This window comes from Bradyrhizobium sp. USDA 4473 (genome assembly GCF_054063335.1).
On record NZ_JBSSGE010000001.1, the window covers coordinates 3,973,483 to 3,987,122 of the forward strand.

Sequence of the window (13,640 nt, forward strand, 5' to 3'; positions counted from 1 at the left end):
GGTCGTCTCCACGTCGCATCGGGGGCGAGGTTACCGGTCTTGCCGCCGACCGTAAACCGGGCCCTCGCGTTGCCGATTGAGGGTAAAATTGTCCGTAATGTTGCGATTTGCGGCATCGCTGCGATGCGTCCGCCGCCTTCGGCGGCCGCTTATGCTGCGGCTATGCGACAGGGCTACGGGTCCTCTCGAATTCCTACGGCCTTCCCAGCATCTTCTGGTGTGACGCGGCGCTCGCGCGTGCCGCCAACAGATAGGTGGGACATGACCTTGCTCCAAGTACACGATGCCCGGCCGCACGGTTCGGCCGGCGCGATGCCCGCGATGTTCCGGCGGAGTATCCGGCGGATCGGTCTCGCCTTCAGAACGCTTCACCGCGCCATCGCTGCCGCCAAGATCCATCGGCTGCGCAACGAGCTGCTGCTGCATCGCGGGCATGACGATTGGGTGCGGACCCACATCGATGCCGGCGTGCCCGGTGGCGATGCCGAAAGGTATCCGCGCCCGCCGGTCGTGCTCGGCGAGAAGTGGGACTACTGAGATGCGCGCCGTGACATCGATCCGTTCGCTGCTGCGCAGCGCGGCAGAGGGGCTGCTCAAATTCCTCGCCTGGATCGGCGAGGAGCCGATCAGCACGTACCGGCCCGAGGCGCACTATATGCGCGGCCCGGGCCCGGCCTGGCGGGCCAAGCATCACGGGCATTAGCGATTCCGATCAAGTCGCCGGTTCACCTCGTCGCGTCAGGTGTTCGAGCAGATTCATCGGCAGCGGGAACACCACGGTCGAGGAGCGCTCGCCGGCAATGTCATGCAGCGCCGCGAAATATCGCAGCTGCATCGCCTGCGGCTCCTGGGCCAGGATCCGGCCGGCCTCGACCAGCTTCTCGGCCGCCTGCTGCTCGCCCATCGCGTTGATCACCTTGGCGCGCCGCAACCGCTCCGCCTCGGCCTGCTTGGCGATCGCCCGCACCATGGTTTCGTTGATGTCGATATCCTTGATCTCGACCCCGGTGACCTTGATGCCCCAGACGTCGGTCTGCCTGTCCAGCGTCTCCTGGATGTCGGCGTTCAGCTTGTCGCGCTCCGCCAGCATCTCGTCGAGCTCGTGCTTGCCGAGCACCGAGCGCAGCGTGGTCTGCGCCAGCTGGCTGGTCGCGGCCATGTAGTCGCTGACCTTGATGATGGCGCGTTCGGGATCGACTATGCGGAAGTAGAGCACGGCGTTGACCTTGACCGAGACGTTGTCGCGCGAAATCACATCCTGCGGCGGCACCACCTGGACCACCACCCTGAGATCGACCTTCACCAGCTGCTGCACCACCGGAATCAGGATGATGAGCCCCGGACCCTTCACCCCGGTGAAACGGCCGAGCGTGAAGATGACGCCGCGCTCGTATTCGCGCAGCACGCGCACCGCCTGGGTCAGGAAGACGATGATCAGCAACGCGATCGCCGCATAGGTGAAATAATCAAGCATCATGCTTTACCTCCTTCGCCGGCGGTGGCCGGCGCGCGCCGCACCACCAGCGTCAAATCGACAATGTTGGCGACCTCGACCGTCTCTCCGGCCTTGAATGCCTCGGTGCCGCGCGCCTGCCAGCGCTCGCCATTGGTGAAGACGTGACCTGTCGTCCCGGTCCAGTCGAGCACCTCGGCCGGCAGCCCGCGCATGGCCTGTGCGCCAACACGGAGTGGGCCGTTGCGTGCGCGGCGCAGCGCGCCGAGCACGACGAGAATGAGGCCTGCGAACATCGCCGCGACGATGCCGATCACCGACCACGACAAGCGGTATCCGGGCGCCTCGACCCGAAACAGCATGGCAGCCCCCAGCACGAAGGCGACGATGCCGCCTAGGCCGATCACCACCGTCGGGTTGAAGGCCTCGATCGCCAACAGCGCGATGCCGACCAGCATCAGAGCAAAACCGGCGTAGTTGATCGGCAGCATGTTCAGCGCGTAGAGGCCGAGCAGCAGGCAGATCGTCCCGACCACGCCGGGCGCCACGGCACCGGGCGACATGAACTCGAAGATCAGGCCGTAGATGCCGACCATCAGCAGGACGAAGGCGATGTTGGGGTCGGTGACGACCGCAAGCGCGCGTGCGAGCCAGGTGGGATCGATCGCCTCGATCACGGCGTCCCTGGTCGCCAGGCGCTGCGTCTTGCCGCCGGAAAGCTCCACGGTGCGGCCATCGACCTGCCTGAGCAGGTCGGCCGTATCATGGGCGATGAATTCGATGACATGGGCCTGCAATGCGGCGTTGGCGGAGAGGGTGGCGGCGTCGCGGACCGCTTTCTCGGCCCAGTCGGCATTGCGGCCGCGCAGTTCGGCGAGGCTGCGGATGAAGGCAACGGCATCGTTCGTCACCTTCGCCGTCATGGCATCTTTGGTTTCCGATACGCTGCCGCCGTCCTTCTCCTTGCCGCCCTTGTCCGGGGTGCTGCCCGGCAGGCCCGGCAGCGGGCCGCCGATCTGCACCGGCGTCGCGGCGCCGACATTGGTGCCGGGCGCCATGGCCGCGAGATGGGTCGCATAGAGGATGTAGGTCCCGGCGCTTGCGGCATGGGCGCCGGAGGGCGCAACGTAGCCGACGACGGGAACGGTCGAGGCCAGCACGTCGGTGATGATCTCGCGCATGCTGGTGCTGAGACCGCCCGGCGTGTTCAGGCGCAGGATGACGATTTCGGCGTGCCGCTCGGTCGCCTTGGCCAGGCCGTCCTTGACGTAGTTGGCCGATGCCGGGCCGATCGCGCCGTCGATCGAAATGGTCAGGGCAAGACGGTTGTTGTCCGCGGCTGCGCCGGGACCGATGGAAGCAACCAAGGCGACCAGGACGGTCGCCACAACGAGAGCCGCCTTGAGGGTCTGCACGGCAAGCACTCCCTTGCCGTGGATATGGGGCGCCGTCCGGGAACCTCAATATGGCGCGGTGTCACGGGCCCGTGCACTGATCTCATTGTGCATTGCGATGGCTTTGGCAAATCTCAGCGCGCGGCTGCAAGATACGCGTCGGCAAGCCCGACCATCGCCTGCGCGACCTCGGCCTTCGCCGGTCCGCCGAGCTGAACGATCGGCAGCCGGGTCGCCGGCTGGATGAACCCCAGCAGACCCAGCGCGAACTTCAACGCGGCGGGATGGTCGCGCTCCAGCAACGTTGCGAGCGGCACCAGGCGCTGGTGCAACTCACGCGCCTGATATGGCCGGCCCGCGCGGAAATGTCGGTGAACGGCCACGTACAGATCGGGTGCGATATTTGCCACGGTCGAGATGCAGCCGTCGCCGCCGGCCGCGAGCCAGGCGACCGATGATGCATCGTCCCCAGTCAACATGCGGAACGTCGCCGGCAGACGCGAGCGCAGGCGCACCATGCGCGCGACGTCACCGCTGCTGTCTCGCAATCCGATGAACGCCGGCACTGCTGCGAGCCCGAGCAGGGTCTCATCCGGAAGCCCCTTAACCGTCCGCTGCGGAATGTCGTGCAGGATCACGGGCAGCGTGGTGGCCGCTGCGACGGCGCGGAAATGCGCCGCCATGCCCTGCGGCATCGGCTTGTTGTAATAGGGCACGACCGACATGATGGCGTCGGCTCCGGCCGCCTCGGCGGCCTGCGCGAAGGTGACGGCTCGATCCGTCGCATTCGATCCGGCACCGGCAATGATGCGGACCCGCCTGCGCGCGACATGGGCGGCGGTGCGAACCAGTTGCACGCGCTCAGCCGGCTCCAGCGTCGCGCTTTCGCCCGCAGTCTCGCCGACCACCAGCGCCGTGGCGCCGGCCGCGATCTGGCGCTCGCACAGCCGGCCGAACGCCTCGGCATCGATCTCGTCGCGGTGGGTGAAGGGGGTCGGAAGATCCGGGATGAAGCCCGACAGCCAATCGGCCGTGTCAGCTTTCGCAGTCATGGGAGTGGCTCAGGCCACGCGGCTTGCGGGAAGCTTTGCGGTCTCGCCGCGCATATCGAGCTCGATCTCACGCGACAGCTCGACGATCATTTCGGGGTGCTGGCCGTTCTCGAACAGCGCGTATTTGACCGCCTGAGCGCGGTTGACGAACAGGCCCCCATAGAGGCCGTTCTGCTGCTGGGCGACCCACTGGCCGCGGCGGTTGCGGCCGATGAAGACAATACTGGACGCTGCGCTACACGAGGGAGGTTCGACGAGTTTCACTGACGTGGTCCTTGAGGTGGAATTCACGCGATCAATGTCTGTGTTACCGGATATGAAATCGAGCGTGAGCGGACAGCAACTTCATAGGGGCGGCATAGGATTTTCGGGTATGGTTCAGAGACCCTGGATCAGGCCGGTGCCGAGCGCGCACAACGCGACATAGGCGGTCATTTCGTCCCAATGATTGAGGTTCGCGGCAAACGGTACCTCGCGCTTGACGACGCCTACGAGTGCGCAGATCAGCGCCGACATCCACAGCAGCGTGACCAGGCCCTTGCCGAACCCAGCGCCGGCAAAGATGGCAAAGCCGATCATGATGGCGAGCCGGAAGCCGAACCGGACCATGACCTGGACCGATTGCAGCTGCCGCGGCAGTCGTTCGGTGTTCACGGCCGCGCCGCCATCAGCCGATATTGTCGACGAACAGCGGCTCGTAGAGCGTGCGGGTCTCACGGCGGACGGTCGGCACGCTGGTGCGATTCTCGGGCGCCGAGATCCGCTGCGCTTCGACGAATGCGCTGAGGATCGCGAGCGCGAGATCGGCATGGCGGGTCTCGATCGACTGGTCGAGCCAATCGGGCAACTCGCGCTCGCGCGACAACGCGCAGTGCCACTCGCCTTCGTCATAAACCAGGCGGCGGATCTGCCATTGCGGCAGTTCGAGATCGAGCAGCGCGATCGCGGCATCGGTCCAGGCGCCGGACTGGATCAGGCGCTCGACGCGCGAGGTCTTGGCGCTCTGCCCGACCGAGGGAAAGCGCCGGCAGGTCTGGCTGATGATGTCGGCCATGAACTCGGCCGTGACAGTGCAAGCGTCGCGCAGCCGTTCGCCGAGATCGGTCGAGGTGGTTTGGGATAGCACGGACATGGCATCATCTCGTCCTGGGTGCCAAAGCATTGGCCGCAGGCCCAAAATGGCCGGAGTGCTATTTGAAAACGAGACGAGGCGAGGGGCGGAGATATAGGGATTCCATAAAGACCTCGCTGTCGTCCCGCCCTCGCCGGGACGACGATTACGGAGGCACTTATACGATTCCTATAACGTCCTTATGCGTCACATCTCGAAAACCTATGCGCCGGATGGCACTTCACGGCGATCCGGTGCGGAGCACCTATACCGTCGCCCGTGCCCCTGGACGCATAGGAGTCTCTCATGATGGACATTCTCATGGCGGCGCTCGCGATCGGCTTCTTCGCGGCCGGCATCGGCTACGCCTACGCCTGCGAACGGCTGTAACGGAGGCGGCGATGATCTTCGATTACTCGCTCGCCGGCCTCGTCTCGCTCGGCCTGCTGTTCTACCTCACCTACGCGCTGCTGCGGCCGGAACGCTTCTAGGGCCGTCGATGTCAGCGCTTTGCACAATTCTGTTGGCCGACGCGGTGCTGACCGGGCTGCTGCTCGGCATGTTCGCGTCGCTGCTGCGCTTCGCACCCATTCGAAAGGTTTGACGCGATGACCGTCATCGGTTGGATTCAAATTATCCTGTTCTGCGTGATCGTGATCGCGCTGGTCAAACCGCTCGGCTGGTACATGACCCGCGTGTTCAACGGCGAGCATACCTTCCTCTCGCCCGCGCTGCGCCCGATCGAACGGGGCATTTACTGGGTCGGCGGCGTCGACGAGCGGCGCGAGCAGCATTGGCTGACCTACACGGTCGCCATGCTGCTGTTCCATGTCGGCGGCTTCGCGCTGATCTACGGCTTGATGCGGCTGCAGGCGGTGCTGCCGTTCAACCCGGCCGGACAGACAGCGGTGGCCGAAGATCTCTCCTTCAACACTGCCATCTCCTTCATCACCAACACCAACTGGCAGAACTACGGCGGCGAGAGCACGCTGTCCTATCTGGTCCAGATGCTTGGCCTGACCCACCAGAACTTCCTGTCGGCGGCAACCGGCATCGCGCTGGCGATGGCGCTGATCCGCGGCTTCACCCGTTCGTCGATGCGCACGGTCGGCAATTTCTGGGTCGATGTGACGCGCTGCACGCTCTATGTGCTGCTGCCGATCTGCATCGTCTACACGCTGTTTCTGGTCTGGCAGGGCATGCCGCAGACGCTCGGCGCCTATGTCGATGCCACCACGCTGGAGGGCGGCAAGCAGACCATCGCGCTCGGGCCGGTCGCCTCGCAGGTCGCGATCAAGATGCTCGGCACCAACGGCGGCGGATTCTTCAATGCCAACGCCGCGCATCCGTTCGAGAACCCGACCGCGCTGTCGAATCTGGTACAGATGGTTTCGATTTTCGCGCTCGGTGCGGCGATGACCAACGTGTTCGGCCGCATGGTCGGCAACGAGCGCCAGGGCTGGTCGATCTTCGCCGTGATGGGTATCCTGTTCGTCGCTGGCGTCGCCGTCACCTATTGGGCGGAAGCCAACGGCACCTCCCTCCTGCAGGCCTATGGCCTGATCGGCGGCAACATGGAGGGCAAGGAGGTCCGCTTCGGCATCGTCGCGTCCTCGTTGTTCGCCGTGATAACTACCGCTGCGTCCTGCGGCGCGGTCAACGCGATGCATGACAGCTTCACCGCGCTCGGCGGCATGATCCCGCTGATCAACATGCAGCTCGGCGAGGTCATCATCGGTGGCGTCGGTGCCGGCCTCTACGGCATGCTGCTGTTCGTCGTGCTGGCGATCTTCGTCGCCGGCCTGATGGTCGGCCGCACCCCGGAATATGTCGGCAAGAAGATCGAGGCGCGCGAGGTCAAGATGGCGATGCTCGCGATCCTGGTGCTGCCGTTGATGTATCTCGGCTGGACCGCGGTCGGCGTCGTGCTGCCGTCGGCGGTGGCCTCGATGGCCAATGCCGGTCCGCACGGATTCACCGAAGTGCTCTATGCCTTCACCTCAGCGACCGGCAATAACGGTTCGGCGTTCGCGGGCCTCACCGGCAACACGCTGTTCTACAATCTGACGCTGGCGTCCGCGATGTTCGTCGGCCGCTTCTTCATGATCGTGCCGGCGATGGCGATCGCGGGTTCGCTGGTCGAGAAGAAGTCGATCCCGGCCTCGGCCGGCACCTTCCCGACCACCGGCGGCCTGTTCGTCGGCCTCGTCATCGGCGTGATCCTGATCATCGGCGGTCTCACCTTCTTCCCGGCGCTGGCGCTCGGGCCGATCGTCGAGCACCTCGCCATGAACGCCAACACCCTGTTCTGATCTGATTTGTCCGGAGTGACATCCATGGAAACCACTAGACTGCAGAAGCAGGTGACGGCGTCGACCATGCTCGACCCCAAGATCCTGGTGCCGGCGATCAAATCGGCCTTCGTCAAGCTCGACCCGCGGCTGATGGCGAAGAACCCGGTGATGTTCGTGGTCGAGGTCGTGGCCGCGTTGACCACGGTCATCTTCGTGCGCGATCTCGTCACCGGCAGCGCCAACCTCGGCTTCACCTTCCAGATCATCCTCTGGCTCTGGTTCACGGTGCTGTTCGCCAACTTCGCCGAGGCCGTCGCCGAGGGTCGCGGCAAGGCGCAGGCGGAATCGCTGAAGAAGACCCGCACCGAAAGCCAGGCCAAGCTCCTGACCGGTACCGACCGCACCTATCGCATGGTGCCCGGCACCTCGCTGAAGGTCGGCGACATCGTGCTGGTCGAGGCCGGCGACAACATCCCGTCGGACGGCGAGGTGATCGAAGGCGTCGCCTCGGTCAACGAGGCGGCGATAACAGGTGAATCCGCGCCCGTGATCCGCGAGTCCGGCGGCGACCGTTCCGCGGTCACCGGCGGCACCCAGGTGCTGTCGGACTGGATCCGGGTCCGCATCACCGCGGCGCAGGGCTCGACCTTCATCGACCGCATGATCAAGCTCGTCGAAGGCGCCGAGCGGCAGAAGACGCCGAACGAGATCGCGCTCAACATCCTGCTCGCCGGCCTCACCATCATCTTCGTGTTCGCCACCGTGACGATCCCGAGCTATGCGGCCTATGCCGGCGGCTCGATCTCGGTCGTGGTGCTGGTGGCGCTGTTCGTGACGCTGATCCCGACCACGATCGGCGCGCTGCTGTCGGCGATCGGCATTGCCGGCATGGACCGCCTGGTGCGCTTCAACGTGCTGGCGATGTCCGGCCGCGCGGTGGAGGCCGCCGGCGACGTCGATACGCTCTTGTTGGACAAGACCGGCACCATCACGCTCGGCAACCGCCAGGCGACCGCGTTCCGTCCGATCCGCGGCATCTCCGAGCAGGACCTCGCCGACGCCGCGCAACTTGCCTCGCTGGCCGACGAGACGCCGGAAGGTCGCTCGATCGTGGTGCTTGCCAAGGAGAAATACGGCATCCGCGGCCGAGAGATGCATGAGCTTGCCGCAACCTTCGTTCCGTTCACCGCGCAGACCCGCATGAGCGGCATCGATGCCGGCGCAATGTCGGTTCGCAAGGGTGCGGTGGACGCCGTCCTCGCCTATGTCGACGGCGGCGCACCCCGCACGGTGGCCTCCGGGAATACCGTCCGGGCGGTCGCGGCGAACATGAGCCCCGAGGCGCGCGAAATCCAGGCGATTGCCGACGAGATCGCCAAGGCCGGCGGCACGCCGCTGGCGGTCGCCAAGGACGGCAAGCTGCTCGGCGTCGTGCACCTGAAGGATATCGTCAAGGGCGGCATCCGCGAGCGCTTCGCCGAACTGCGCCGGATGGGCATCCGCACCGTGATGATCACCGGCGACAACCCGATGACCGCGGCCGCGATCGCGGCCGAGGCTGGTGTCGACGACTTCCTGGCGCAGGCAACGCCTGAGGACAAGCTCAAGCTGATCCGCGATGAGCAGTCCAAGGGCAAGCTGGTCGCGATGTGCGGCGACGGCACCAACGACGCACCGGCGCTGGCGCAGGCCGATGTCGGCGTCGCCATGAACACCGGCACGCAGGCCGCCCGCGAGGCCGGCAACATGGTCGACCTCGATTCCAACCCGACCAAGCTGATCGAGGTGGTCGAGATCGGCAAGCAGCTGTTGATGACCCGCGGCGCGCTGACCACGTTCTCGATCGCCAACGACGTCGCAAAGTACTTTGCGATCATCCCGGCGATGTTCCTCGCGTTCTACCCGCAGCTCCAGGTGCTGAACGTGATGCACCTGGCGAGCCCGCAGAGCGCGATCCTGTCGGCGATCATCTTCAACGCGCTGATCATCATTGCGCTGATCCCGCTGGCGCTGAAGGGCGTCAAGTATCGCGCGGTCGGCGCCGGCGCGCTGCTCAGCCGCAACCTGATGATCTATGGCTTAGGCGGCATCATCATCCCGTTCATCGGCATCAAGGCGATCGACCTCATCGTCGCCGCCTTGGGCCTGGCGTAACCACAACCGTCATTGCGAGGAGCGAAGCGACGAAGCAATCCACCCATCCGTTATGCCGAACCATGGATTGCTTCGCTTCGCTCGCAATGACGAAAGAGACTTAGGAGACCTATCATGCTCAGAGAAATCCGTCCCGCCATCCTGGTGCTGGTGCTGCTGACCGCGATCACCGGCCTTGCCTATCCGCTCGCCATGACGGCGATCGCCGGCGTCATCTTTCCGAAGCAGGCACAAGGCAGCCTGATCGAGAAGGACGGCAAGGTGATCGGCTCCGCACTGATCGGGCAGGAGTTCAAGGAGGATAAATACTTCCACGGCCGGCCATCGGCGACGGTGGCGCCCGATCCGAGCGATGCTTCCAAGACCGTGCCGGCGCCCTACAATGCGGCCAATTCCGGCGGCTCCAATCTCGGCCCGACCAGCAAGGCGCTGAACGACCGGGTCAACGAGGATGTCGAGAAGCTGAAGGCGGAGAACCCGTCCGCCAGCGTACCGGTCGATCTCGTCACCACTTCGGCCAGCGGGCTCGATCCCGACATCTCGCCGGATGCGGCGCTGTTCCAGGTGCCACGTGTCGCCAAGGCGCGTAGCATGTCGGAGGATACGGTGCGCGAGCTGGTGGCGCAGAACACCCAGGGCCGCCTTGCCGGCGTGATCGGCGAGCCCCGCGTTAACGTTCTTGCGCTCAACCTGGCGCTCGACGCGGCAAAGGCGAAATAGGGGAGTAGGCCCGCTCTCGCAGGATGACTATATTGCGGTATGGCCAATCAGCGCGACCCCGATAAACGACCCTCGCCGGATGCGCTGCTGGAGGCGGCGCGCCGCGAGACCGATCGCGCTGGGCGACTGAAGATCTTCATCGGCGCCGCCCCCGGCGTCGGCAAGACCTACGAGATGCTCTCGAGCGCCCACGCTCGCCTCAAGGCGGGCGTCGACGTCGTGGTCGGCGTCGTCGAGACCCACGGACGGGTGGAGACCGAGGCGCTGCTCAGGGGTCTCGAAGTGATCCCGCGGAAGCGGCTGGGCTATCGCGACCAGACGCTCGAGGAGATGGACCTCGACGCCGTGATCGCGCGGCGGCCGCAGCTCGCGCTGGTCGATGAGCTCGCCCATACCAATGCGCCGGGCAGCCGGCATCCCAAGCGCTATCTCGACGTCGAGGAGCTGCTGTCGCACGGCATCGACGTCTACACCGCGATCAACATCCAGCACATCGAGAGCCTCAACGACGTCGTCGCGCAGATCACCCACGTGCGGGTGCGCGAAACCGTGCCGGACTCGGTGATCGATCGCGCCGATGCCATCGAGCTGATCGACCTGACGCCCGACGATCTGATCCAGCGGCTGAGGGAAGGCAAGGTCTATGTGCCCAAGCAGGCCGAGCGGGCGCTGGAGCATTACTTCTCGCCCGGCAATTTGACCGCGCTGCGCGAACTGGCGCTGCGCCGTACCGCCGAGCGGGTCGACGAGCAGCTGCTCAACCACATGCAGGCCAATGCGATCCAGGGTCCGTGGGCTGCTGGCGAACGCATCCTGGTTTGCCTAAGCGAGGATCCGCGCGCCGCAGGCCTCGTGCGCTACACCAAACGCCTCGCCGACCGGCTGCATGCGCAATGGACCGCGGTCAGCATCGAGACGCGGCGCAGCCTGCAATTGAGCGACGAGCAGCGCGACCGGCTTGCCGACACCATGCGGCTGGCGGAATCGCTCGGCGGCGAGGCGCTGACGCTGCCCGGTGTCGGCCGCCGCATCGCCGACGACGTCATCAATTTCGCTCAGGCCAACAACGTCACCCAGATCATCATCGGCAAGTCGACGCGCTCGCGCTGGTTCGAGCTGACGCATGGATCGGTCGTGCACGATCTGGTGCGCCGCGCCGGCAATATCAGCGTCAACGTGATCGCCGGCGACGAACTGCCGGTCGGCAAGGCGGCGGTGCAGACCGCGCAGCGGCAGGATCCGTTCAATCCGCGGCCCTATCTGATGGCGCTGCTGCTGACCGCGATCGGGCTCGGCGCGGCCAAGCTGATCCAGCCGTTCTTCGGCATCGAGAATGTCGACCTCGTGTTCATCACGGCCGTGGTCGGCGCCGCGGCGCGCTACGGGCTGTGGCCGTCGCTGCTGGCGAGCGTCGCGGCGTCGCTGTGCTACAATTTCTTCTTCCTGCCGCCGGTCTACACGTTCACGATCACCGACCCGACCAATGTCGCGGCGTTCTTCTTCTTCATGCTGATCGCGCTTTTGGTCTCCAACGTCGCGGCGCGGGTGCGGACTCAGGCCGACACGGCGATCGGCCGCGTCCGCACCACCGAATCGCTCTACGCCTTCAGCCGCAAGCTCGCCGGCACTGCGACGCTGGACGACGTGCTGTGGGCGACCGCCTACCAAATCGCGCTGATGCTCAAGGTCCGCGTGGTGCTGCTGCTGCCGGAGGGCGGCATGCTGACCGTCAAGAGCGGCTATCCGCCCGAGGACCAGCTCGATCAGGCCGATCTCGCGGCCGCCAACTGGGCCTGGGGCAACGATCGTCCTGCCGGCCGCGGCTCGGACACGCTGCCGGGCGGCAAGCGGCTGTTCCTGCCGATGCGCACCGGCCGGGGCCCGATCGGCGTGATCGGCATCGACGACGACCGCACCGGGCCGCTGTTGACGCCGGACCAGCGCCGGTTGCTCGACGCGCTGGTCGATCAGGGCGCGCTGGCGATCGAGCGCGTGCTGCTGGTCGAGGACATGGATCGCGTCAAGCGCACGGTGGAATCCGACCGTTTGCGCGGCGCGCTCCTGACCTCGATCTCGCACGATCTCAAGACGCCGCTGGCCTCGGTGCTCGGCTCGGCCTCGGCGCTGCGCGATCTCGGCGCGAACCTCAGCGACGCCCAGAAGCACGATCTGCTCGCCACCGTGATCGACGAGTCGGAGCGGCTCAATCGCTTCATCGCCAATCTGCTCGACATGACCAAGCTGGAATCTGGCGCGATCGTGCCCAACACCGCGCGGCACGATGTCGGGGAGATCGTCGGCAGCGCGCTGCGCCGCGCCGCCAAGATCCTGGTGCATCACCGTGTGTCGTTGGAACTCGCCACCGACCTGCCGATGCTGGAGCTCGACGCCGTGCTGTTCGAGCAGGTGCTGTTCAATTTGCTCGACAACGCCGCCAAATACGCCCCGTCGGACACCACGATCTCGATCCGCGGCACGCGCGACCGTGGCGCGGTCACGCTGCAGATCCTCGACGAGGGCAACGGCATTCCCGCCGCCGAGCTCGAAAGCGTGTTCGACAAATTCTATCGCGCAGAGAAGGGCGACCATGTCCGCCCCGGCACCGGCCTTGGGCTGGCGATCTCGCGCGGCTTCGTCGAGGCGATGCGCGGCACGATCGCGGCGGCCAACCGCTCCGACCGGAGCGGCGCCGTCATCACCATCCGCCTGCCGATCCCGGCGGACACCAACGCGCTGGACACTGCTGCATGAATGCGACGCCGATCAAGGTCCTGGTCATCGACGACGAGCCGCCGATCCGCAAGCTTTTGCGGATGGGGCTGAGCACGCAGGGCTACGATATTCTGGAAGCCTCCAACGGGAGAAACGCCCTGGAGCTGCTGGCCGAGGGGCCGGCGCTGATCATCCTCGATCTCGGACTGCCGGATATCCAGGGCCACGACCTCCTGCGGATGATCCGCGGTCGCAACGAGAGCGTCCCGATCGTGGTGCTGTCGAGCCGTGGCGACGAGGCCGGCAAGGTGCAGGCGCTCGATCTCGGCGCCGACGACTATCTCACAAAACCGTTCGGTATGGACGAATTGCTGGCGCGGCTGCGCGCGGCGCTGCGCCACCAGTTGCAGGTGCAGGGCGAGCGGCCGGTGTTCCGCTCCGGCGACCTCTCGGTCGATCTGGTGCGCCGGATCGTCAAGGTCGGCGACAAGGAGATCAAGCTGTCGCCGAAGGAATACGACCTGCTGCGGGTGCTGGTGCAGCACGCCGGCAAGGTGCTGACGCATCGCTTCCTGCTGAAGGAATTGTGGGACGAATTGACCGACGCGCAATATCTGCGCGTCTATGTGCGCCAGCTCCGCCAGAAGATCGAGGCCGATCCCGAACGTCCGCAATTCGTGCTGACCGAGACCGGCATCGGCTATCGGCTGCGCGGGCCGGACTAACGTGTGGCCCGGATGAGCCAATGGG

The 13,640-nt window shown here is 65.8% G+C and carries 14 protein-coding genes; 8 read left to right on the forward strand and 6 right to left on the reverse strand.

The features are described from left to right. Positions 1-261 precede the first annotated feature (261 nt). Positions 262-537: a hypothetical protein gene (locus ACVW17_RS18460; protein ID WP_456753197.1), complete on the forward strand. Its 276-nt coding sequence runs from the start codon at positions 262-264 to the stop codon at positions 535-537. Position 538: 1 nt separating this feature from the next. Beyond that, positions 539-703: a hypothetical protein gene (locus ACVW17_RS18465; RefSeq protein ID WP_456753198.1), complete on the forward strand. Its 165-nt coding sequence runs from the start codon at positions 539-541 to the stop codon at positions 701-703. A 9-nt stretch (positions 704-712) separates the two neighbouring features. Here ACVW17_RS18465 and ACVW17_RS18470 read toward each other — a convergent pair whose 3' ends face one another. The 6 genes from ACVW17_RS18470 to ACVW17_RS18495 form a co-directional block, all read right to left on the reverse strand. Continuing rightward, complete coding sequence (locus ACVW17_RS18470; RefSeq protein ID WP_456753199.1) at positions 713-1,477, reverse strand: slipin family protein; 765 nt, start codon at positions 1,475-1,477, stop codon at positions 713-715. Further along, positions 1,474-2,868, reverse strand: coding sequence for an NfeD family protein (locus ACVW17_RS18475; RefSeq protein WP_456753200.1), 1,395 nt, complete (start codon positions 2,866-2,868; stop codon positions 1,474-1,476). The genes ACVW17_RS18470 and ACVW17_RS18475 overlap by 4 nt, the downstream gene beginning before the upstream one ends. A gap of 113 nt (positions 2,869-2,981) precedes the next feature. Next, entirely contained in the window at positions 2,982-3,899 is a 918-nt protein-coding gene (dapA, locus tag ACVW17_RS18480; protein ID WP_456753201.1) for a 4-hydroxy-tetrahydrodipicolinate synthase, read from the reverse strand. 9 nt (positions 3,900-3,908) lie between these two features. After that, positions 3,909-4,163, reverse strand: a complete 255-nt coding sequence (locus ACVW17_RS18485; RefSeq protein ID WP_456753202.1) for a hypothetical protein — start codon at positions 4,161-4,163, stop codon at positions 3,909-3,911. Positions 4,164-4,277: 114 nt separating this feature from the next. Further along, entirely contained in the window at positions 4,278-4,553 is a 276-nt protein-coding gene (locus ACVW17_RS18490; RefSeq protein WP_456753203.1) for a hypothetical protein, read from the reverse strand. Between the two features lie 13 nt (positions 4,554-4,566). Next, entirely contained in the window at positions 4,567-5,031 is a 465-nt protein-coding gene (locus ACVW17_RS18495) for a hypothetical protein (RefSeq protein ID WP_456753204.1), read from the reverse strand. 380 nt (positions 5,032-5,411) lie between these two features. On the opposite strand from ACVW17_RS18495, the gene ACVW17_RS18500 reads away from it, so the two are divergent. The 6 genes from ACVW17_RS18500 (at position 5,412) to ACVW17_RS18525 (ending at position 13,615) form a co-directional block, all read left to right on the forward strand. Beyond that, positions 5,412-5,501: a K(+)-transporting ATPase subunit F gene (locus ACVW17_RS18500; protein ID WP_016846764.1), complete on the forward strand. Its 90-nt coding sequence runs from the start codon at positions 5,412-5,414 to the stop codon at positions 5,499-5,501. Between the two features lie 117 nt (positions 5,502-5,618). Next, complete coding sequence (gene kdpA, locus ACVW17_RS18505; RefSeq protein WP_456753205.1) at positions 5,619-7,322, forward strand: potassium-transporting ATPase subunit KdpA; 1,704 nt, start codon at positions 5,619-5,621, stop codon at positions 7,320-7,322. Positions 7,323-7,346: 24 nt separating this feature from the next. Beyond that, positions 7,347-9,458: a potassium-transporting ATPase subunit KdpB gene (kdpB, locus tag ACVW17_RS18510; RefSeq protein WP_456753206.1), complete on the forward strand. Its 2,112-nt coding sequence runs from the start codon at positions 7,347-7,349 to the stop codon at positions 9,456-9,458. Between the two features lie 114 nt (positions 9,459-9,572). Next, positions 9,573-10,178 carry a K(+)-transporting ATPase subunit C gene (locus tag ACVW17_RS18515; RefSeq protein WP_456753207.1) on the forward strand — a complete coding sequence of 202 codons (606 nt, stop codon included), beginning with the start codon at positions 9,573-9,575 and terminating at the stop codon, positions 10,176-10,178. Positions 10,179-10,217: 39 nt separating this feature from the next. Further along, a complete protein-coding gene (locus ACVW17_RS18520) occupies positions 10,218-12,929 on the forward strand; it encodes a DUF4118 domain-containing protein (protein ID WP_456753208.1) in 2,712 nt (903 codons plus the stop codon). Continuing rightward, entirely contained in the window at positions 12,926-13,615 is a 690-nt protein-coding gene (locus ACVW17_RS18525; RefSeq protein WP_456753209.1) for a response regulator, read from the forward strand. The genes ACVW17_RS18520 and ACVW17_RS18525 overlap by 4 nt, the downstream gene beginning before the upstream one ends. The last annotated feature ends 25 nt before the right edge of the window (positions 13,616-13,640 follow it).